At 69.5% G+C, this 21683-nt stretch carries 20 protein-coding genes; 13 read left to right on the forward strand and 7 right to left on the reverse strand.

The window, feature by feature from the left end:
- From lpdA to J2Y58_RS03855, 4 genes are all read left to right on the forward strand, one after another.
- Complete coding sequence (gene lpdA, locus J2Y58_RS03840) at positions 1–1395, forward strand: dihydrolipoyl dehydrogenase (RefSeq protein WP_310098913.1); 1395 nt, start codon at positions 1–3, stop codon at positions 1393–1395.
- A 329-nt stretch (positions 1396–1724) separates the two neighbouring features.
- The gene (locus J2Y58_RS03845; protein ID WP_310098916.1) at positions 1725–2861 is read left to right on the forward strand and encodes an AI-2E family transporter; all 1137 of its coding nucleotides are present in this window, start codon (positions 1725–1727) and stop codon (positions 2859–2861) included.
- Positions 2862–2960: 99 nt separating this feature from the next.
- Positions 2961–3656 carry a response regulator transcription factor CtrA gene (gene ctrA, locus J2Y58_RS03850; protein WP_310098919.1) on the forward strand — a complete coding sequence of 232 codons (696 nt, stop codon included), beginning with the start codon at positions 2961–2963 and terminating at the stop codon, positions 3654–3656.
- A gap of 68 nt (positions 3657–3724) precedes the next feature.
- Positions 3725–3985 carry a DUF6356 family protein gene (locus tag J2Y58_RS03855; RefSeq protein ID WP_310098924.1) on the forward strand — a complete coding sequence of 87 codons (261 nt, stop codon included), beginning with the start codon at positions 3725–3727 and terminating at the stop codon, positions 3983–3985.
- A gap of 138 nt (positions 3986–4123) precedes the next feature.
- On the opposite strand, the gene J2Y58_RS03860 is transcribed toward J2Y58_RS03855, so the two are convergent.
- A complete protein-coding gene (locus J2Y58_RS03860; protein WP_310098927.1) occupies positions 4124–4894 on the reverse strand; it encodes a molybdopterin-binding protein in 771 nt (256 codons plus the stop codon).
- A 51-nt stretch (positions 4895–4945) separates the two neighbouring features.
- Between J2Y58_RS03860 and map the strand changes: the two genes are divergently transcribed.
- Positions 4946–5770 carry a type I methionyl aminopeptidase gene (gene map / locus J2Y58_RS03865; RefSeq protein ID WP_310098930.1) on the forward strand — a complete coding sequence of 275 codons (825 nt, stop codon included), beginning with the start codon at positions 4946–4948 and terminating at the stop codon, positions 5768–5770.
- A 105-nt stretch (positions 5771–5875) separates the two neighbouring features.
- Here map and J2Y58_RS03870 read toward each other — a convergent pair whose 3' ends face one another.
- Entirely contained in the window at positions 5876–6697 is an 822-nt protein-coding gene (locus J2Y58_RS03870; RefSeq protein ID WP_310098933.1) for a CAP domain-containing protein, read from the reverse strand.
- A 10-nt stretch (positions 6698–6707) separates the two neighbouring features.
- Between J2Y58_RS03870 and J2Y58_RS03875 the strand changes: the two genes are divergently transcribed.
- The 4 genes from J2Y58_RS03875 (at position 6708) to J2Y58_RS03890 (ending at position 10158) form a co-directional block, all read left to right on the forward strand.
- Positions 6708–6998, forward strand: a complete 291-nt coding sequence (locus tag J2Y58_RS03875; protein ID WP_310098936.1) for a hypothetical protein — start codon at positions 6708–6710, stop codon at positions 6996–6998.
- Between the two features lie 186 nt (positions 6999–7184).
- The gene (locus tag J2Y58_RS03880) at positions 7185–7523 is read left to right on the forward strand and encodes a P-II family nitrogen regulator (protein ID WP_028056880.1); all 339 of its coding nucleotides are present in this window, start codon (positions 7185–7187) and stop codon (positions 7521–7523) included.
- A 106-nt stretch (positions 7524–7629) separates the two neighbouring features.
- The gene (glnA, locus tag J2Y58_RS03885) at positions 7630–9042 is read left to right on the forward strand and encodes a type I glutamate--ammonia ligase (protein WP_310098941.1); all 1413 of its coding nucleotides are present in this window, start codon (positions 7630–7632) and stop codon (positions 9040–9042) included.
- Positions 9043–9564: 522 nt separating this feature from the next.
- Complete coding sequence (locus J2Y58_RS03890; protein WP_310098944.1) at positions 9565–10158, forward strand: alpha/beta hydrolase; 594 nt, start codon at positions 9565–9567, stop codon at positions 10156–10158.
- A gap of 12 nt (positions 10159–10170) precedes the next feature.
- Here the strand turns inward: J2Y58_RS03890 and J2Y58_RS03895 are convergent, their stop codons facing one another.
- The 5 genes from J2Y58_RS03895 to J2Y58_RS03915 form a co-directional block, all read right to left on the reverse strand.
- The gene (locus J2Y58_RS03895) at positions 10171–11178 is read right to left on the reverse strand and encodes a sugar kinase (protein ID WP_310098947.1); all 1008 of its coding nucleotides are present in this window, start codon (positions 11176–11178) and stop codon (positions 10171–10173) included.
- Positions 11178–12563 (reverse strand): mannitol dehydrogenase family protein, encoded by a 1386-nt coding sequence (locus tag J2Y58_RS03900; RefSeq protein WP_310098950.1) that lies wholly within the window; start codon positions 12561–12563, stop codon positions 11178–11180. Before J2Y58_RS03900 ends, J2Y58_RS03895 begins: the two co-directional genes overlap by 1 nt.
- The gene (gene uxaC / locus J2Y58_RS03905; RefSeq protein WP_310098953.1) at positions 12560–13972 is read right to left on the reverse strand and encodes a glucuronate isomerase; all 1413 of its coding nucleotides are present in this window, start codon (positions 13970–13972) and stop codon (positions 12560–12562) included. Before uxaC ends, J2Y58_RS03900 begins: the two co-directional genes overlap by 4 nt.
- A gap of 2 nt (positions 13973–13974) precedes the next feature.
- Positions 13975–15153, reverse strand: a complete 1179-nt coding sequence (gene uxuA, locus J2Y58_RS03910; protein WP_310098956.1) for a mannonate dehydratase — start codon at positions 15151–15153, stop codon at positions 13975–13977.
- Between the two features lie 69 nt (positions 15154–15222).
- Positions 15223–16119: an aldo/keto reductase gene (locus tag J2Y58_RS03915; RefSeq protein WP_310098959.1), complete on the reverse strand. Its 897-nt coding sequence runs from the start codon at positions 16117–16119 to the stop codon at positions 15223–15225.
- Positions 16120–16175: 56 nt separating this feature from the next.
- On the opposite strand from J2Y58_RS03915, the gene J2Y58_RS03920 reads away from it, so the two are divergent.
- The 4 genes from J2Y58_RS03920 (at position 16176) to xylA (ending at position 21648) form a co-directional block, all read left to right on the forward strand.
- The gene (locus tag J2Y58_RS03920) at positions 16176–17531 is read left to right on the forward strand and encodes an FAD/NAD(P)-binding protein (protein ID WP_310098962.1); all 1356 of its coding nucleotides are present in this window, start codon (positions 16176–16178) and stop codon (positions 17529–17531) included.
- A gap of 91 nt (positions 17532–17622) precedes the next feature.
- Positions 17623–18750 (forward strand): glycoside hydrolase family 43 protein, encoded by a 1128-nt coding sequence (locus J2Y58_RS03925; protein WP_310098965.1) that lies wholly within the window; start codon positions 17623–17625, stop codon positions 18748–18750.
- Positions 18751–18886: 136 nt separating this feature from the next.
- Complete coding sequence (gene xylB / locus J2Y58_RS03930; RefSeq protein ID WP_310098969.1) at positions 18887–20326, forward strand: xylulokinase; 1440 nt, start codon at positions 18887–18889, stop codon at positions 20324–20326.
- Between the two features lie 11 nt (positions 20327–20337).
- The gene (xylA, locus tag J2Y58_RS03935; protein WP_310098972.1) at positions 20338–21648 is read left to right on the forward strand and encodes a xylose isomerase; all 1311 of its coding nucleotides are present in this window, start codon (positions 20338–20340) and stop codon (positions 21646–21648) included.
- Positions 21649–21683: the final 35 nt, after the last annotated feature.

The following is a 21683-nucleotide window of genomic DNA, read 5'->3' on the forward strand; positions in this document are numbered from 1 at the left end:
ATGGCTGACACCTACGACCTTATCGTTCTCGGCTCCGGCCCCGGCGGCTATGTCGCCGCGATCCGCGGCGCACAGCTCGGCCTGAAGGTCGCGATCGTCGAGCGCGAGCGGCTGGGCGGCATCTGCCTCAACTGGGGCTGCATCCCGACCAAGGCGCTGCTGCGCACGTCGGAAATCTACCACTACATGACCCATGCCGCCGATTACGGGCTGAAGGCCGAGAACATCGGCTTCGACCTGGCCAAGATCGTGGAGCGCAGCCGCAAGGTTTCCGGCCAGCTCAACGCCGGCGTCAAGGGCCTCATGAAGAAGAACAAGATCACCGTGGTCGAGGGCTTCGGCACGCTGACCGGCAAGGGCAGGCTCAGCGTCAAGCAGGGCAACGGCACCGTCGATCTGGAGGCCAAGCACATCCTGGTCGCCACCGGCGCGCGCGCCCGCGACCTGCCGTTCGCGAAGGCCGACGGCAAGCGCATCTGGACCTATCGCCACGCGATGGTGCCCGAGGTGATGCCGACCAAGCTGCTCGTGATCGGCTCGGGCGCGATCGGCGTCGAGTTCGCCAGCTTCTACAACGACATGGGCGCCGAGGTGACCATCGTCGAGATGCTGCCGCGCATCCTGCCGGTCGAGGACGAGGAAGTCAGCGCGTTCATGGAGAAGCGCCTGACCAAGGACGGGATCAAGATCGTCACCGGCGCGGGCGTCGAGAAGATCGACACCGGTGCCGATGGCGTGAAGGCGACGATCAAGAGCAAGGACGGGAAGTCCACGACCGAGGATTACAGCCACGTCATCGTCGCGATCGGCATCGTGCCGAACACCGAGGAGATCGGGCTGGAAAAGCTCGGCGTCGAAACCGAGCGCGGCCATATCAAGGTCGACGGTTTCGGGCGGACGAACGTCGAGGGCATCTATGCGATCGGCGATGTCACCGGCGCGCCGTGGCTGGCGCACAAGGCGAGCCACGAGGGCATCGTCTGCGTCGAGAAGCTCGCCGGCGGCGATCCGCACCCGTTCGAGACGTGGAACATCCCGGGCTGCACCTACAGCCGCCCGCAGGTGGCCAGCGTCGGCCTGACCGAGGCGAAGGCGAAGGACGCCGGCCGCGACATCAAGGTCGGCAAGTTTCCCTTCATCGGCAACGGCAAGGCGATCGCGCTGGGCGAGGCGGACGGCTTCATCAAGACGGTATTCGACGCCAAGACCGGCGAACTGCTGGGCGCGCACATGGTCGGCGCCGAAGTCACCGAGCTGATCCAGGGCTATGTCGTCGCGCGCCAGCTCGAGACGACCGAGCACGAGCTGATGGAAACCGTGTTCGCGCACCCGACGCTCAGCGAGATGATGCACGAAAGCGTCCTCGGCGCCTACGGCCGCGCGATCCACTTCTAGGCCGGATAGGAGTACGTCTGCCCTCGCCCCAGGACAGGGGAGAGGGCTAGCGGAGCTTGCCAGCTTGGGGGGCTAGCGCAGCTTGGGTGAGGGGTCGAGCGCTCGCAGGCGCGCGCGCTCGCTAGCGCGAGCGCCACCCCTCACCCGGCTCCGACCAGGCCCTCGCTTCGCAAGGACCAAGTCTGCGCGTCCCTCTCCCCTCTGCGAGGGGCGAGGGACGGACGGGTATCCTCGACTGCCGCGGTCGAGCCCGCATTTTCTCCCCTGCCCCCGCGCCCTTTTCGCCCTTGGCGCGTTGTGTCGCGCGTGAAACGTTCCGCTTGCTCCGCATGAACCGCCTGGCGCCTGACGAAGCGGATGCGCGCTTCATCCGTCGCGTCCTGTGGATCATCGTCATCGTCGCGCTGGTCGCCGCGCTCTACCTCGCACGGCACCTGCTGATCCTGGCGTTCGGCTCGGTGCTGATCGCGATCGTCATCCACGCGATCGCCGAGCTGTATTCCACGCGCCTGCGACTCGGCAGCAAGCGCGCGATGACCGCCGCGATCCTGACGCTGCTCGCCTTCCTGGCGCTGCTGTTCTGGCTGTTCGGCGTCGAATTCCGGTCGCAGGTCAACACGCTGGTCATCGCGCTGCCCGGACTGCTCGATCAGTTCCAGGCGTATATGTCGCAAAGCCCGGTCGGCGCGAAGGTCGTCGACGCGGTGCGCGCCGCCTTTGCGGGCAGCCGCGTCGCGCAGGACATCGGCGAGATCGTGCGCGGTGCCGGGCAGTTGCTGCTCAACACCGTGCTGGTGCTGTTCGGCGCGATCTTCTTCGCGGTCGATCCCAAGATCTACGAACGCGGCCTGCTGCTCCTGATCCCGCCGTCGCGCCGGGCCGCGCTGGAGGATGCGCTTGGCGACGTCGGCTCGACGCTGCTGCTGTGGCTGCGCGCGCAGCTGATCCAGATGACCGCGATGGGCACGATGGTCGGCATCGGGCTGTGGATCGCGGGCGTGCCCTCGCCCGCGATGCTCGGGCTGCTGACGGGGCTCAGCGAGTTCATCCCCTATGTCGGCCCGGTGGCGGCGATGCTGCCCGCGCTCGGCCTGGCCGCCACCGCGGGCACCGACCAGCTGCTCTGGGCGCTCGGCGTGTTCGCCGCCGTGCGCGTCATCCAGACCAACTTCGTCACGCCCTTCGTCACGAGTCGCGTCGTCGCGATCCCGCCGGCGCTCAGCCTGTTCGCGATCATCGGCACCGGCGCGGTCTTCGGATTGTTCGGGCTGTTCTTCTCCGGCGGCATCCTGGTGGTCGGCTTCACGCTGGTGCGCAGCCTGTATCTGCGCGAGATGCTGGGCGAGGACATCCCCCGCTCACGCGAGCGCACCTTGTTCACCGCGATGGGCACCCCGCGCGAGCCGGTCGCGGCGCGTGAATCGAATCTCGACAAGCAAAGTGAAAAAAGGGAACACTCGATTTAAGCGGCGGTTAACCTTTATGCTTCAGATGCGGTTTGGTAAACGAATGCAAGGGGCGTGACCGGCACCGGTTCTTCGCCAGCGACAACCGGGGAAATGCCGATGCGCGTGCTGCTGATCGAGGACGAACCGACCACTGCCAAGGCGATCGAGCTCATGCTCTCGACCGAGGGGTTCAACGTCTACAACACCGACCTGGGCGAGGAAGGCCTCGATCTGGGCAAGCTGTATGACTACGACATCATCCTGCTCGACCTGAACCTGCCCGACATGCACGGCTATGACGTGCTGAAGAAGCTCCGCGTCGCGCGCGTGCAGACCCCGGTGCTGATCCTCAGCGGCGTCAACGAGATGGATTCGAAGGTGCGCAGCTTCGGCTTCGGCGCCGACGATTACGTCACCAAGCCGTTTCACCGCGAGGAACTGATCGCGCGAATCCACGCCGTCGTCCGCCGTTCGAAGGGCCATTCGCAGTCGGTGATCAGGACCGGCAAGCTGTCGGTGAACCTCGATGCCAAGACCGTCGAGGTCGACGGCGCGCGCGTCCACCTGACCGGCAAGGAATATGCCATGCTGGAGCTGCTGTCGCTCCGCAAGGGCACGACCCTGACGAAGGAAATGTTCCTCAACCACCTGTACGGCGGCATGGACGAGCCCGAACTGAAGATCATCGACGTCTTCATCTGCAAGCTGCGCAAGAAGCTGAGCCTGGCGTGCGACGGCGAGAATTACATCGAGACCGTCTGGGGTCGCGGCTATGTGCTGCGCGAACCCGAAGAGGTCGTCCAGGTCGCCTGACGCGCCCGCTTTCCCCGGTTGCAGGCGCGGCGTTCCTCGCGCTAGCCTGCGCCCGCGAGGAGACCATCATGCGCCGTTTGACCGCATCGCTCGACACCATCTTCACCGCCCATCCCCGCGCAGTCGGCGAAAGCTACTTCGCCCACGCCCGCACCGCCGCTGGCTTCGGGCTGACGATGATCGGCGGCGGCATTGCCTGCACGATCCACGGTCTGGTCCCCGCGCTGTTCACCACCACCGGCAGCGACACCGTCCGCCACCTCCACGCCCGCATGACCCGCCGGGCGCGCGAGGCACAGGAGGCGGGCCTGTTCTGTTACGAAATCTGAGCAGGGCTGAGCGTACACATCCCCGCCCGACCCATATCGCCACCCGAGCGGAAGCCGGGGTCTCGCCGCGTCGGGAAGCCCCGGGTCGACAAGCAGGAGATCCCCGCCTCCGCCGGGATGACGATCGGGGGTCGATCCTCAGATTCCCCCCGCCGTCACCACCCGCCCCGCCGCCTCCAGCGCCGCGGTCAGGTCCGCCAGGCAGGCATCGACCAGCGACTGGTCCGGCGAGCGCACCACGAAATTCGCGCCGGTCCGCCCCTCGCGGAAGAACGGGTAGCTGCCGATCGCCACGCCCTCGTGCGCCTTCTCGGTGGCGCGCAGCAGGTCGGCGACCTCGCTTTCGGCGACCCAGCAGCCGATCGTCGCGCTCACTACCGGGCGCCCGCCCTCCAGCGTGCCGGTCAGCGAATCGAGCATCCCCGCGGTGATGTGCGGCACGCCTGCCATGATGAAGATGTTGCCCACGCGGATGCCAGGCGCCCCGGACACGCGATTCTCGATCAGCGACGCCCCCGCCGGCACCCGCGCCATCCGTCGCCGCGCCTCGGTCAGCCCGCCACGCGACTCGTAATGCCGCTCCAGCACCGCGATCGCTTGCGGGTGTTCGACCACCTCGACGCCCAGCGCGGCGGCGATCGCATCGACCGTGATATCGTCGTGCGTAGGCCCGATTCCGCCGGTCGTGAAAAGGTAGTCGTTGCGCGCCCTCAGCGTGTTCACCGCCTCGCCGATAGCATCCTCGCGGTCGGGCACCACCCGCACCTCGACCAGCCGGATGCCCTGCACGTTCAGCCACGCGGCGAGCTGCGCGATGTTCCTGTCCTGCGTGCGCCCCGACAGGATCTCGTCGCCGATCACCACCAGCGCGGCGGTCCAGATGCGTTCGGGGGTCGTGGCACTGTTCATGCCCGTGGCATAACCTCGCAATCGCGGGGCGACCACGCTATATCGCTGCCCATGACCGATTATGTGACCGTCACCAGCGATGCGCCGCTCGCGCGCACCGGCGCGATCAAGCTGCACGGGCCGGATGCCTTCGCCGGCATGCACAAGGCCGGGCGGCTCGCCGCCGCAACGCTCGACATGCTCGTGCCGCACATGGTGCCCGGCGTCACCACCGCCGAGATCGACCGGCTGATCTACGATTTCGTGAAGGCCGGCGGCGGCATCCCCGCGACGCTCGGTTACCGCGGCTACACGCATTCGAGCTGCATCTCGATCAACCATGTCGTCTGCCACGGCATCCCCGCAGACAAGCCATTGAAGTCGGGCGATATCGTCAACGTCGACGTCACGCCGATCGTCGACGGCTGGCACGGCGACACCAGCCGCATGTACCTGATCGGCGACGTGCCGCTGAAGGCCAGGCGGCTGGTCGAGGTCACCTACGAATGCCTGATGCTCGGCATCGAGCAGGCGCGACCCGGCAACCACATGGGCGACGTGGCGCACGCGATCCAGCGCCACGCCGAGGCGCATCGCTTCGGCGTGGTGCGCGACTTCTGCGGCCACGGCGTCGGCCGGCTGTTCCATGATGCGCCGGAGGTGGTGCACGTCGGCCGCCCCGGCACCGGGCCGGAGCTGCGCCCCGGCATGATCTTCACGATCGAGCCGATGATCAACATCGGTCGCCCCGACGTGAAGCTGCTCGACGACGGCTGGACCGCGGTGACGCGCGACCGCTCGCTGTCGGCGCAGTTCGAACATTCGATCGGCATCACCGCCGACGGCTGCGAGATCTTCACCGGATCGCCCGCGGGGCTCGACAAGCCGCCGTATTAAGGTCGGTCCCTACGCCGTTCGTGCTGAGCCTGTCGACGCACGTGCCGCCGGGCTCGCCCTTCGACGATGGTCGGGCGAGCGATGCATAACGCTTGAACCTGCTCCCTACGAAACGATCCGGAACGTATACGAGTAATCGGTCGCCTTGCCGCGCACGACCACCCCGGTGATCGTCACCGAATAGCTCACTCCCGTCTTCAGCCCCGCGACGTTGAACTGCAGGTTGTTCGGCACCGCATAGCCGACGTTGTCGAAGCTGACGTTCGACACCGCCAGCGCGTTCGTGCCGTCGCTCACCGCGATCGCCGCCTTCGAGAAGTCGACCGTCGCGTTCGCGCCCCCGCGTTGCGTCGTGTCGGCGACGACGGTGAACGACAACAGCGCGCTCGGATCGAAATAGCGCGCCGGATAGTCGCCATAGGGGTAGGCGACGAACGGCGGCAGGTTCCCCGGCACGGCCACCCCGCCGGTGAAGGAGACGATCTTCATCGCCGCCGCGTCGGTGCGGCTGCCGTCGGCCAGCACCTGCGCGACGCGGCCATAGGCGATCTTGCCCAGGAACGGATCGAGCATCCAGCGCCGGTGCCCGACATTGTTGGCGATCAGGTTCGACGTCTCGGTCAACCACCCGCCGAGGTACATGTCCTCGGTATAATAAGCGAGATACGGCGAGATCAGCCCGCCGTAGAGGTTGCTCGTCCCCGCCCCGGTCGACCCCGGCGCGGTATAGCATTTCCATGTCGTCGCCGGCGTGTGGCTCAGCTGGCCGTTCGCGGCCATCATCAGCGCCGCCTGCGTCGCCTGCTCGTCGTCGGCGCTCGAATAGCTGACCGCGGGCAGCCGGTGGAGCGCGCGGATCGCGTTCACCCGCGCCAGCACGTCGTCACGCACGGCCTGCGCCAGCGTGCCGGGGCGGCAATTGGGCACGTCGGGCTGCGTGGTGAACAGCGCCGCGGCGTTCGCCGCCCAGCTCCCGACAGGCGACGTGGGCGGCACCGGCGCGGGGGTCGGCGTCGGGCTGGGGGCCGGCGCGGGGGTGGGTGAGGGCGACGGAGACGGCGACGGAACGGGGCTCGGCGCCGGGGCGACCTGCACCGCGCCGCTCGCCGGCGCCGTGCCGCTGCCGCCGCTGTCACCACCACCCCCGCCGCAGCCCGCCAGGAGCAGCGACAATGCCGAGACGGCGCCCAACCGATACCCGCGTGAGATTCGCATCCGCGGCGGATAGCCGCGATGGTCTTAACAAATGCCCCTGCCCGAAAATGCGGCACCGACACCGCATCTGCTTAATCGAGAGGCAGTGAAAAGCGCAGAATTCCGCGAGTCGCTGCCTTGCCCTCCGTGGTCCCGGCTGGCACGATCGGTGCAACGATGCCGGTGGGGTATCGAGGCTTTCTGGGGTGGGCGTCCTCGCGTGAAGAAGATCGAAGCGATCATCAAACCGTTCAAGCTGGACGAGGTGAAGGAGGCGCTCCACGAAATCGGCGTGTCCGGCATCACCGTAACCGAGGCGAAGGGTTTCGGCCGGCAGAAGGGCCATACCGAGCTGTATCGCGGCGCCGAATATGTCGTCGACTTCCTGCCCAAGGTGAAGCTGGAGGTGGTCGTCGAGGACGGGCTGACCGAACGCGTGGTGGAGGCGATCGCCGCCGCCGCGCAGACCGGTCGCATCGGCGACGGCAAGATCTTCGTGATCCCGGTCGAAACCGCATTGCGCATCCGCACCGGCGAGCGCGACAACGAGGCGATCTAGTCGCTTCCTCCAACGATCCGTCACCCCGGCGCAGGCCGGGGTCTTTCAGTTACGGCGAGACCCCGGCTTCCGCCGGGGTGACGCAAATGCGAGAGAGAGAAACATCATGGCGAACACGGCCGCAGACGTTCTGAGCAAGATCAAGGACGAGGAGATCGAGTGGATCGATCTGCGCTTCACCGACCCCAAGGGCAAGTGGCAGCACCTGACCATGGTCGCCTCGGTCATGGGCGAGGACGAATGGACCGACGGCCTGATGTTCGACGGGTCGTCGATCGAGGGCTGGAAGGCGATCAACGAGTCGGACATGATCCTGAAGCCGGATCTGGACGCGGTGTACACCGATCCGTTCTCGGCCACCCCGATGCTGATCGTGTTCTGCGACATCGTCGAGCCGTCGACGGGTGAGGGCTATGCTCGCGACCCGCGCACCACCGCCAAGCGCGCCGAGGCGTATGTCGCCACCACCGGCATCGGCGACACCGTCTATGTCGGCCCGGAAGCCGAATTCTTCATGTTCGACGACGTGCGCTTCGACACGTCGTACAACCAGTCGTATTTCAAGATCGACGATATCGAGCTGCCGACCAACACCGGCCGCGAATATGAGGGCGGCAACCTGGCGCACCGCCCGCGCGCCAAGGGCGGCTACTTCCCGGTCGCGCCGGTCGACTCGGCGGTCGACATCCGCGGCGAGATGGTCTCGACGATGATCGAGATGGGCCTGCCGTGCGACAAGCACCACCACGAGGTCGCCGCCGCGCAGCACGAGCTGGGCCTGACCTTCGGCACGCTGACCACCACCGCCGACCGGATGCAGATCTACAAGTACGTCGTGCACCAGGTCGCGCACGCCTATGGCAAGTCGGCGACGTTCATGCCGAAGCCGATCAAGGAGGACAACGGCTCGGGGATGCACACGCACTTCTCGATCTGGAACGGCAAGGAGCCGCTGTTCGCGGGCAACGGCTATGCCGGCCTGTCGGACACCTGCCTCTATTTCATCGGCGGCATCATCAAGCATGCCAAGGCGATCAACGCCTTCACCAACCCGACCACCAACAGCTACAAGCGGCTGGTGCCGGGGTACGAGGCGCCGGTGCTGCTCGCCTATTCGGCGCGCAACCGCTCGGCATCGTGCCGCATCCCGTACGGCACCGGCCCGAAGAGCAAGCGCGTCGAGGTCCGCTTCCCGGATGCGATGGCGAACCCGTATCTCGCTTATGCCGCGCTGCTGATGGCCGGCCTGGACGGCATCCAGAACAAGATCCATCCGGGCGAGGCGATGGACAAGAACCTGTACGACCTGCCGCCGGCCGAGCTGGCGGAAGTGCCGACCGTCTGCGCGTCGCTCCGTGAGGCGCTCGAGTCGCTCCAGGCCGATCACGACTTCCTGCTGAAGGGCGACGTGTTCACCAAGGACCAGATCGAGGCGTATATCGAGCTGAAGTGGGCCGACGTGGCGCGCTGGGAAATGACCCCGAGCCCGGTCGAATTCGACATGTACTACAGCGCCTGAGCGTGCCGTGCCGGCACGCGGTGCGGGCACGCCCGCACAGGCGATGCCGGCCGGCCTCGCCCCTGCGAGGACCGACGACACGGCTCCGCCGCGTCGCCACCACCGAAGAAAGGGCGCTCCTCACCGAGCGCCCTTTCTTTACGTCCACCCATCATCGCGACCAAAGCCAGCGATGCCCGCCGGCACCAAAGTCGACGACTCTTCACCCCCCACCCGTCATTCCCGCGAAGGCGGGAATCCAGAACCTCTGACGTATCGGCTCCTTCGATGACCTGCGCGTCTGGATTCCCGCCTACGCGGGAATGACGGCGGAAGTGCGTGGCCCAAACGCCGCCCCTTCTCACGTCCGTCGACAAGCCCGCACGACCAGGACGGACGATGTCGCCCACCCCCGCACCACCCGTCCCGCAAAAGCCAAACCTCACCCCGACAAACCGCAACTAGACTCGCACTTGCGCGCCACACGCGTACCATCGCCACCCGAAGCGTCACGACGATCCGCGCCAGCCGGGAGCCGCACCCATGTTCGCCATCGCCGCCAACGACCGTCTCGCGCCCTTCTCGATCGTCGCGATCTCCGATGCGCAGCATGCCGAGCCGACGTGGCGGACGATGTTCGGCTGGCCGGCGCACGATCCGGAGACGATCCCGGTCGCGACCCGCTCGCGGGCGGAGCGCAAGATCTTTGCCGCGCGTGTCGATCAGGCGGTCTGCGCGGCGCAGCGCCCGGTGCTGCTGGTGGCCGACGGGCTCGGCTGCGCGGCGAGCGCGTGGTGGGGGCGACTGTCGCCCAGCGACTATGTCGCGCGGATCGCCGGCGCGCTGCTGTTCGCGCCGCGCGGTGCGGAGCTGACCCGCGACGGCGAGGCCGATCTGTTCGCCAGCCCGGCCGCGCCGCTTCCGTTCCCCTCGGTCGTCATCCGGCCGTCCGACCATGCAGCGGAGGTCGGCGCGGCGATCGAGGGCTGGGGCAGCCGCCTCGTCGCCGGCCACCGCCCCCGCCACGTCACCCGCGACACCGGTGCGTGGCGCCACGCGCAGCGCCTGTTCCTGCGCATGACCCACCAGATCGCCGCGCACGAAGTCGACCGTGCCGAGGCGCTGATCGGGCGGTAATCCCGTCGCGCCCTAGCGGCGGACGTCCAGCCCACCGGCCAGGAACGCCGCCACATCCGCGGGCCGGAACAACCCCGCGTCTCCGGGCAGCGAATGCTTCAGCGCCGCCAGCGCCAGCCCGGTCTCCGCCGCCGCCGCGATCCCCTGCCCGCGCCGCAATGCATCCAGCACCCCGGCCGCGAACGCATCGCCGCCACCGATCCGGTCGACGATCCCCGCCAACACCGTCTCGGGCGTCTGCGCATGGCCGTCGCGCGTGTCGATCCGCGCCGACAGCCGGTTGAGATCGACATGCTCGACGGCCCTCGCGGTCGAGGCGATCGTCTGCAGCTTCGGGAAGCGCGCGAACGCCGCCGCCGCCGCGCGGCGCCGGTCCTCGCCCTCCCCCCCGAAATCGTCGCGGCCCAGCAGCAGCGCGATGTCGCGGTGGTTGCCGAACATCAGGTCGGCATGTTCGACGATCCGCGTCAGGATGCCGCGCGGATCGCCGTCCCACCGCGCCCACAATTTGCCGCGCCAGTTACCGTCGAACGACACCGCCACGCCGCGCGCGCTCGCCGCCGCGGCGGCCGCCATCGCACTCTCCGCCGGCACCGGCCCCAGCGCCGGGGTGATCCCCGACAGGTGCAGGCGGTCGACTCCGTCGAGGATCGCGTCCCAGTCCCACGCGCTCGCCGGCGCCTCGGCGAACGAGGATCCCGCGCGATCGTAGATCACCTCGGTCGCGCGCATCCCCGCGCCGGAGGTGACGAAATACAGCCCCATCCGCTCGCCGCCGGTCTGGATATGCCGCACGTCGACACCGTGCCCGCGCAGCGTGGTGATCGCGCTCTGGCCCAGGTCGTTGTCGGGCATGCGGCTGACCATGCCCACGTCATGCCCCAGCCGCGCCAGCTGCGTGACGACATTGGCCTCGGCGCCGGCCACCCACACGTCGAAGCGCGGCGTCTGCATCAGCAGTTCGCGCCCCGGCGGCGACAGGCGCAGCATGATCTCGCCGAACGCCACGAACCTGCCCATCAGTTGCGCTCCACCAGCTCGGCCAGCGCCCTGCGCTCGCCCTCGTCCGCCTGCCAGCGCGCCGCGAACGTGCCGCCCGCGCCGAACAGCGCCTCCACCATGCCGCGCGCGTCGTTCCCCCGCCACAACGCCGCCAGTTCGTCGCCCAGCGGATCGTTGACCGGCCCGGCCTCCCCGCGCAGATGCCGCAGCCACCCCGCCAGCGCGGTCAGCGTCGCCGGCGTCGCCACGCCGCGCGCGCGGTTGATCGTCAGCGCCTCCAGCCAGCGCGGCCCCACCTTCTGCGACCCGTCCATTGCGATCTGCGCCAACCGGTGCGCCAGCGACGGATTCTCGAAGCGCGCCAGCAGCGCTGTCGCATAGCCGTCCAGGTCCTGCCCCGGCGCCGGGTCGAGGCTCGCCGCCGCCTCCTGCCGCATCAACCGCTCGACCACCCCGCGGATCGCCGGATCGGCCACCGCCTGATGCACGAAGGCATGCCCGGCGCGCAGCCCCAGATAGGCGAGCGCCGAATGCGCGCCGTTCAGCATCCTCAGCTTGGCGGCCTCATACGGGCGCACGTCGGCGACGAACTGCGCCCCGCCCCCGCTCCCGCCCGCATCCCAGCGCGGCCGCGCACCGGCGAAGCGATCCTCGATCACCCATTGCCGGAACGGTTCGGTGACGACCGCCCCCTCGTCGCGCAGGCCGATCCGCTGCTCGACGCGGGCCAGGTCATCGGCCGTCGTCGCGGGCACGATCCGGTCGACCATCGTCGACGGACACGCCCAGTCGCGCTCGAACCAGTCCAGCGCCGCGCCGTCCAGCAGCGACGCCACGCCGCCGTGCAGCACATGCCCGTTGTCGGTCATGTTGTCGCAGCTGACCAGCGTCATCGGCCCCGCACCCGCCGCCAGCCGGTCGCGCACCGCCTGCGACAGGTAATGGTAGATCGTGCCCCCCGCCGCCGCGACCGCCGCGCCGTCCACGCCGCCGCCCGGCTGCCGGTGATACCCCTTTTCGGTTACCGTCAGCGTCACCAGGCGCGTCTCGGGCGCGGCCAGCGCCGCTGCCACCGCGCGCGGGGCGTGCGGGGCGACCAGCACCTCCCGCACCGCCTCGATCACGCGCAGCTGCTCGCCCCCGGCATCGCGCGTCGCCACCGTATAGAGCCCATCCTGCGGCGCCAGCTGCTCGCGCACCTGCGGCGAGCGCAGCGACACCGCGGTGATCGCCCAGTCGCGATCCCCCGCCGCCATCGCATCGTCGGTATAGACCGCCTGGTGCGCGCGGTGGAACGCCCCGATCCCCAGATGCACGATCCCGCGCCTCTGCTCGGCCCGCGCATACGCCGCCTGCGCCACGTCGCGCGGCAGCGATGCTCGCGCATCCTCCGACAGCCTCACAGCTTGTAGGCCCGCCGCACGAGGCCGTCGGTCAGCTCGTGCGCCAGTTCGACCGCCTCCCACTCCTCGATGCGGTGCTCGGCGACCAGCCGCGCCAGGAACGCGCAGTCGACGCGCCGCGCGACATCGTGGCGCGCCGGGATCGACAGGAACGCGCGCGTGTCGTCGTTGAACCCGACCGTGTTATAGAAGCCCGCGGTCTCGGTGGTCAGTTCGCGATAGCGCCGCATTCCTTCCGGCGAATCGTGGAACCACCACGCCGGCCCCAGCTTCAGGCACGGATAATGGCCGGCCATCGGCGCCAGCTCGCGCGCATAGACGCTTTCGTCCAGCGTGAAGAGGATGATCGATAGGTCGCGCTCGTTGCCGACGACGTCCAGCATCGGGCGCAGCGCCTGCGTGAACTCGGCGCGCACCGGAATGTCCGCCCCCTTGTCGCGGCCGTGCGTCGCGAACAGCCCGGCATTGTGGTTGCGGTACGATCCGGGATGGATCTGCATCACCATCCCGTCCGCGACGCTCATCTTGGCCATCTCGGTCAGCATCTGCGCGCGGAACAGCTCGGCGTCGGCCGCATCCCAGGTGCCGCCGACGATCCGCGCGAACAGCGCCTCGCATTCGGGCGTCGACAGGTTGGCGGTCTGCGCGGTCGCGTGCCCGTGGTCGGTCGCGGTCGCGCCGATCGCGCGGAAGTCGGCGCGCCGCCTGGCGTGGGCGCGCAGGTAGCCGGACCAGCTGTGCACGTCCTCGCCGGTCAGCGCCGCGAACGCCTCCATCGCCCCCGCGAACTGCTCGTGCTCGACATCGATCACGCTGTCGGGGCGATAGGTGCTGACGACCCGCCCGTTCCAGCCCGATGCGCGGATCGCCTTGTGCGCGTCAAGCGGGTCGTGCGCACCCTCAGTGGTGGCAAGGAAGTCGATCCGGAACCGTTCGAACAACGCGCGCGGGCGGAAGTCGTCACCCGCCAGCCGCGCGGTGATAATGTCGTAATACAGGTCGGCGGTGTCGGCCTCCAGCCGCACGTCGAACCCGAACACCTCGGCGAACACATGGTCCAGCCACAGCCGCGACGGCGTGCCGCGGAACAGGTCGTAATGCGCCGCAAACGTCCGCCACGCGGCGCGCGGGTCGGTCGACGGCGTGCCGCCGCGATGCGGGATCGCCAGATCGTCGAGCGCGACGCCCTGCGAATAGAGCATCCGGAAGACGTAGTGATCCGGCGCCAGCAGCAGCGTCGTCGCATTCTCCCACTTGGCGTCGGTCGCGAACCAGGTCGGATCGGTATGGCCGTGCGGGCTGACGATCGGCAGCGTGCCGATCTCCGCGTACAGCATCCGCGCGATGTCGCGCGCCGTCGGATCGGCGGGGAACAGCCGGTCGGGGTGCAGCTCCAGCGGTCGTGCCATCGTCAGTTCGCCCTTCCGTATGCCAGTCCGCGCTCCAGCCCGCGCAGCTCCGCCAGCCCGCGCATCCGCCCGAGCAGCGAGTAGCCCGGGTTCGTCACCTTCGTCAGGTCGTCGATCATCTGGTGGCCATGGTCGGGGCGCATCACGATCGAGCGTTCCTCGCGTTGCTGGAGCGCCACCACCTCGGCGACCACCGCGGTCATCTCCGCGCTGCCCTCCAGGTGCGCCGCCTCGTGGAAGGCGCCGTCCGGCTCGCGCTGCACGCTGCGCAGGTGCAGGAAACCGATCCGCGTCCCCCAGCGCCGTACCATGCCGGGCAGGTCGTTGTCGGCGCGCACCCCGAACGATCCGGTGCAGAAACACAGGCCGTTGGCCGCGCTCGGCACCGCCTCGAACAATGCCGCCACGTCCGCCTCGGTGCTCACCACGCGCGGCAGGCCGAAGATCGGGAACGGCGGGTCGTCGGGGTGGACCACCAGCCGGATGCCGACCTTTTCGGCGACCGGGCACATTGCCGCCAGGAACGCATGATGGTGCGCGCGCAGCCGCTCGGCATCGGTGTCGGCATAGCCGTGGATCGCCTCGAGGAACTGGACCGAGGTGAAGCTCTCCTCGCTCCCCGGCAGCCCGGCGATGATCGTCCGCTCCAGCCGCACCCGCGCGGCATCGTCCATCGCGGCGTGGCGGCGCGCGGCGCGCTCGATCGTCTCGGGTGCGTAATCCGCCTCGGCCCCCGGCCGCTTCAGGATATGCAGGTCATACGCCGCGACCGCCTCCAGCTCGAAGCGCAGGGCGCGCGCGCCGTCGGGCAGCTCCCACGCCAGATCGGTGCGCGTCCAGTCGAGCAGCGGCATGAAATTATAGGTGACGGTGGTGATGCCCTCCGCCGCCAGATGGCGCAGCGTCTCGGCATAATGGTCCAGCAACCGGTCGCGCTCCGGCCCGGCGGTCTTGATCGCCTCGTGCACCGGCACGCTCTCGACCGTGGTCCAGCGCAGCCCCGCCGCCTCGATCAGCGCGCGATGCGCGGCGATCTCGGCGCGCGGCCAGACGACGCCGTTGGGCAGGTGGTGAAGCGCGGTGACCACCTCGGTCGCGCCCGCCTGCCGGATATGCGCCAGCGGCACCGGGTCGCGCGGCCCGAACCAGCGCATCGCCTGCGTCATCAACACGTCCACCATCCTCTCCGATCCCCGCCGCTCGTGTCGGCTGTTAGCGATAGCACGCGATCCTGCAAGTCGGGCCGCCCGTCAGGGCAGCTTCGTCCCCATCCCCGCCTGCAACACCGCATACCATTCGCCGCGCGTCCACTCGACCCGGTACGCGCCCGCTGCCGCGGCGATGCGCGCGGGCGTCTGCGACCCGACGATCGGGATCACCCGCGCCGGATGCGCCATCACCCATGCCAGCGCCGCGGTCGCGGCATCGACGCCGTAGCGCGCGCCGTGCCCGGCCAGCAGCGCACCCGCCGGATGCGCCGCCTCCGCCAGCCGCCCGCCGCCCAGCGGCGACCAGGCCAGCACCGCCACCTCGCGCGCCATCGCCTGATCGAGCGTCCCGTCGAACAGCGGCGCGGCGTGGAGCGCCGAGAACTCCGGCTGCGTGCTGACGATCGGCTGCCCCAGGAACGCCTGCAACGCCTCGAACTCGGCGGGCGAATGGTTCGACACGCCGATGCTGCGCACCTTGCCGCTGGCCACCATCGCGTCGAGCGCGCCCGCCACCTCCTGCGGATGCGTCAGCAGGTCGCGGCGGTGGATCTGGTAGAGGTCGACCGTCTCCACCCCCATCCGCCGCAGTGAATCGTCGAGCGCCGCGGCCAGATAGCCGGCGCTGGAATCGTACGGCACCGGCGGCGTGATCCCGCCCTTGGTCGCGATCACCATCCGGTCGCGCAACGACCGGTCCTCGGCCAGCGCGCGCCCGAACAGGGCCTCCGCCGAACCGAAGCCGGCGGCTGTGTCGAAGCCATAGATGTCGGCGGTGTCGAACAGGGTGATCCCCGCCCCCAGCGCCGCGTCGATCAGCGCGCGCACCGCCGCGACGTCGTCGCCCGCCAGCCGCCACATGCCCCAGGCGAGCGGCGAGACGGTCAGGCCGCTCTTGCCGAGCGGGCGCGGTTCATTCGATACGCGGATCGTCGTCATGGTCGGCGGCATGGCACAGGGTCGGACGCGATGATAGCCGCTAGGGGTCCAATCGGATGATCCGCCCCGTCATCCGCCACGTCGCGATCGTCGGCGGCGGCTTTTCGGGCGCGCTGCTCGCCATCAACCTGCTGCGCCACGACGGCCCGCGCGCCACGCTGGTCGAGCGTCGGCCGGCGCAGCTCGGTCGCGGCGTCGCCTACAGCGCCGCGCACGAGGACCATCTGCTCAACGTCCGCGCCGGCAACATGAGCGCCCTGCCCGACGACCCCGACCATTTCGTCCGCTGGCTGACGCACAATGCGCTCGGCGACCGCACCACCTTCGTGCCGCGCCGCGTCTACGGTCGCTACCTGCGCGAGATGCTGGAGGCTGCCGCCGCCGCGCACCCGCATCGCCTGACGCTGGTCGAGGACGCGGTCGGCGCGATCGCGCCCGACGGCACGCTGACGCTCGGCAACGGCGGCACGCTGGCGGCGGACGCGGTGGTGCTGGCACTCGGCAACCTGCCCCCGCACACGCCCCCGGGGCTCGACCCCGACGCGCTCCCGGCGCATGTCTATCGCGGCGATCCCTGGGCGGGCGACATCGCCGCCGGGCTCACCGACGACGACACCGTCCTGCTGGTCGGCAGCGGGCTGACCGCGGTCGATGCCGCGCTGCTGCTCGATTCGAGCGGCTTCCGCGGCCGCACCCTCGCCGTCTCGCGCCGCGGCCTGGCCCCGCGCCGCCACGCCGACGCCCCCGCCCGCCCCGGCCTGTCGGAACGCCCCGCCGCCACGCTGTCCGCCCTCCTCCGCCACGTCCGCACGCGCAGCGACGCGATCGGCTGGCGCGCGGCGGTCGACGAACTGCGCCCGGTGACGCAGATGATGTGGGGCGCCGCCGATGCCGCCACCCGCGCGCGCTTCCTGCGCCACCTGCGCCCGTGGTGGGACGTCCACCGCCACCGCCTTGCGCCCGCGGTCGCGGACCGCATCGACGCGCTCGTCGCCGGCGGACGGCTGGAGGTCGCGGCCGGCAAGCTGGTCGCCGCGCATCCCGACGGCGACCACGCGATCGTCGACTGGCGCGCGCGCGGCACGTCCGGGGTCCGCCGCACCCGCGTCGCCCGGATCGTCAACTGCACCGGGCCGCAGGGCGACCTGCTGCGCACCGACGAGCCGCTGCTGCGCGATCTGCTCGGCAAGGGCATGATCCGGCCGGACGCGTTGCGGATCGGGCTGGAGGTCGACGCCCAGTCGCGCGTCGTCGACGCCGCGGGCCGCGCCGCCGGGCATCTCTACGCGATCGGCCCGATGACGCGCGGCGGCCTGTGGGAGGTCGTCGCCGTTCCCGACATCCGGCAGCAGAACTGGACGCTGGCGCGCCGCCTGGCCAATGCGCAATGGGTGGGCGGGGAAGGGCTGTAAAGGAAAGCGGTTGCACGCTTCCGATGGTAGCGCTACCCAATCGGCATACCGGGCACAGACCCGCCACGCGATCGAGAGGAGCCGATAGACGATGCGCCGCACCACCTTTGCCCGACGCCTGCTGCCGGTGCTCGCCGCGCTGCCGCTGATCGCGTGCGGCGACCGCAGCAGCAGCACCGACAACGCCGCCGCCGCCGACACCGCCGCCCCGGCCGCCGGGCCGCTCGCGAAGAACGGCAAGCACTATCTGTCGCAGCCGCTCGTTACCGACTTCTACACCGCCGATCCCTCGGCGCACGTCTTCGACGGCAAGCTCTATATCTATCCCAGCCACGACATCGACGGTCCGGCCAAGGAAGACGATCTCGGCGGCCATTTCGAGATGCGCGACTATCGCGTGCTCAGCATGGACGCGCCCGGCGGCAAGGTGACCGCACACCCCGTCGCGCTCGACGTCAAGGACGTGCCCTGGGCCGAAAAGCAGATGTGGGCGCCCGACGCCGCCTATAAGGACGGCACCTATTATCTCTATTTCCCCGCCAAGGACCGGCAGGGCGCGTTCCGGATCGGCGTCGCGACGTCCAAGTCGCCGGTCGGCCCGTTCAAGGCCAATCCGCAGCCGATCAAGGGCAGCTTCTCGATCGACCCCGCCGTCTTCACCGACGACGACGGCAAGAGCTACATGTACTTCGGCGGCATCTGGGGCGGGCAGCTCCAGCGCAACACCACCGGCACCTACGATCCCAACGGCTCGAAGACCGATCTCGGCGCCGACGACAAGCCCGCGCTGACCGCGAAGGTCGCGCCGCTCGCCGCCGACATGACCGAATTCGCCGCGAAGCCGCGGGACGTCGTCATCCTCGACGAAAAGGGCAAGCCGCTGCTCGGCGGCGACCACGATCGCCGCTTCTTCGAGGCGTCGTGGATGCACAAGTACAAGGGCAAGTATTATTTCAGCTATTCGACGGGCGACACGCACTACCTCGCCTATGCGATCGGCGACTCGCCCTTCGGCCCCTTCACCTACAAGGGCCGCATCCTCCAGCCGGTCGAGGGCTGGACGACCCACCATTCGATCGTCGAGTGGCAGGGCAAGTGGTGGCTGTTCTACGCCGATACGCAGCTCTCCGGCCAGACGCGGCTGCGCAACGTCAAGATGACCGAGCTGAAGTACAATGCCGACGGCACGATCCAGACCATCGACCCGTTCGTGAAGTAATCTTGGCGAGGTGCCTCCTTGGCTGTCACCCCGGCGAAGGCCGGGGTCCAGTTGGGGGACGCCGCCGCATCTCACGCCCGGCCCGCCACTGGACCCCGGCCTTCGCCGGGGTGACGGTAAGGATGAAAGACTGACCATGTTCCTCGGCATCGACATCGGCACCTCGGGGGTGAAGGCGGTGGTGATCGACCGCGACGGCGCGATCGCCGCGCAGGCGACCGCCGCGCTGACCGTCCAGCGCCCGCACCCGCTCTGGTCGGAACAGGATCCCGACGCCTGGTGGCAGGCGACCGACGCCGCGGTCCGCGCGCTCCCCGCCGACGTGCGCCGGGCGGTGCGCGGGGTCGGCATCGCCGGGCAGATGCACGGCGCGACCTTGCTGGGCGCCGACGACCGCCCGTTGCGCCCCGCGATCCTGTGGAACGACGGCCGCTCGTTCGCCGAGTGCGAGGAACTCGAACGCGCCGTCCCTACCCTGCGCGACACCGCCGCCAATATCGCGATGCCCGGCTTCACCGCACCCAAGCTCCTGTGGGTCAAGCATCACGAACCGGAAACCTTCGCCGCGATCCGCACCGTCCTGCTCCCCAAGGATCACGTCCGCCTCATCATGACCGGCGAGAAGGCGTCCGACGTCTCCGACGCCGCGGGCACGCTCTGGCTCGACGTCGCCCAGCGCGACTGGAGCGACGAATTGCTCGCCGCCACCGGGCTCACCCGCGCGCAGATGCCGCGCGCGGTCGAGGGCAGCGACGTGACCGGCCGCCTGCGCCGCGAGATCGCCGACAGCTGGGGCATGGACGCGATGCCGGTCGCGGGCGGCGGCGGCGACAATGCCGCCGGGGCCGCCGGGATCGGCGTCGTCCGCGACGGCGACGCGCTTCTCTCGCTCGGCACGTCGGGGGTCATCTTCGTCGCCACCGACCGGCTGCGCGCCAACCCCGCCGCCGCAGTCCATGCCTTCTGCCACTGCATCCCGGGCATGTGGCACCAGATGGCGGTCCACCTCTCCGCCGCCGTCTGCGTCGACTGGGTCGCGCGCCTCATCGGCGGCGCGAGCGCGGCGGATGTCTTCGCGCGCGCGGAGGCGGCCGGTCCGGCCAGCGGCCCCGAACTCTTCCTCCCCTATCTGTCGGGCGAGCGCACCCCGCACAACGACGCGCAGGTGCGCGGCGGCTTCCTCCACCTCGACCACGACACCACGCCCGAGCGGCTGGCGCAGGCGGTGCTGGAGGGCGTCGCCTTCGCGCTCGCCGACGGCGTCCGCGTGCTGCGCGACTCCGGCACGCGCGTGGAACGCCTCTCGGTCATCGGCGGCGGCGCGCGCTCGCGCTATTGGGGCGAAACGCTCGCCGCCGCGCTCGAGGTCGAACTCGCCTATCTGAAGGGCGGCGAGGTCGGCCCGGCGATGGGCGCCGCGCGGCTCGCGCAGCTCGCGGTCGACGGCGGCACGCCGCCTGAGGTCTGCGTGGCCCCGCCGGTCAGCCACATCGTCACCCCCGATCCGTCGCTGGTCGACCGGCTCGCCCCCAAGCGCGCCGCCTTCCGCGCCGCCTATCCCCGCATCAAGCCCTGAAGGAAGCAACCATGAGCACCGACTTCTTCGCCGACATCCCCCAGATCAAATACGAGGGGCCGGAGACCACCAACGAGCTCGCCTATCGCTTCTACGACAAGGACCGGGTCGTGCTCGGCAAGCGCATGGAGGACCACCTGCGCTTCGCCGCCTGCTTCTGGCACACCTTCTGCTGGCCGGGCTCCGACGTGTTCGGCGGCGGCACCTTCAACCGCCCGTGGCACGCCGGCGCCAACGACAGCGCCGCGGCGGCGCAGAAGCGCGAGGTCGCGTTCGAGTTCTTCACCAAGCTCGACGTGCCCTATTACTGCTTCCACGACGTCGACGTGATGGCCGATGCCGACAGCGTCGCCGAGCATCGCCGCTACTTCGGCGAGGCGGTCGACCATCTGGAAAGGCTCCAGGCGTCGTCGGGCCGCAAATTGCTGTGGGGCACCGCCAACCTGTTCGGCAACCCGCGCTTCGCCGCCGGCGGCGCGACCAACCCGGACCCGGAAGTCTATGCGTTCGGCGCGATGCAGGTCCGCGACGCGCTGGAGGCGACGCACCGCCTTGGCGGCAGCAACTACGTGCTGTGGGGCGGTCGCGAGGGCTATGAGACGCTCGCCAACACCGACCTGAAGCGCGAGCTCGACAATCTCGGCCGCTTCCTGACGTTGGTCGTCGAGCACAAGCACAAGATCGGCTTCACCGGCACGATCCTGATCGAGCCGAAGCCGCACGAGCCCACCAAGCACCAGTACGACTTCGACACCGCCACCGTGTACGGCTTCCTCAAGAAGTACGGGCTGGAGAACGAGGTCAAGGTCAACATCGAGGCGAACCACGCCACGCTGGCCGGCCATACGTTCGAGCATGAGATCGCGATGGCCGGCGCGCTCGGCATCTTCGGCTCGATCGACGCCAACCGCGGCGATCACCAGAACGGCTGGGATACCGACCAATTCCCGAACTCGGTCGAGGAACTGACGCTGGCGATGCTGGAGATCATCCGCGCGGGCGGCTTCACCACCGGCGGCTTCAACTTCGACGCCAAGGTCCGCCGCCAGTCGATGGACGCGGTCGACCTGTTCTACGGCCATGTCGGCGGGATCGACGTCGTGGCCAAGGGCCTGCTCAACGCCGCCGCGCTGATCGAGGACGGCCGCCTCGACCAGATCAAGCGCGAGCGCTACGCCGGCTGGGATGCCGACTTCGGGCAGAAGGTGTCGAGCCTCGACCTCGCCGGCATCGCCGACCTGGCCGAAAGCGCGAACGTCAACCCCCGCCCCCGCTCGGGACGACAGGAGCGGATCGAAAACATCGTCAACCGCTTCATCTGACCCCCACCGCCCACGCACCGTCATTCCCGCGCAGG

Origin of the sequence: Sphingomonas sp. BE138 (assembly GCF_031456125.1) — a bacterium.
Classification (GTDB): Bacteria; Pseudomonadota; Alphaproteobacteria; order Sphingomonadales; family Sphingomonadaceae; genus Sphingomonas.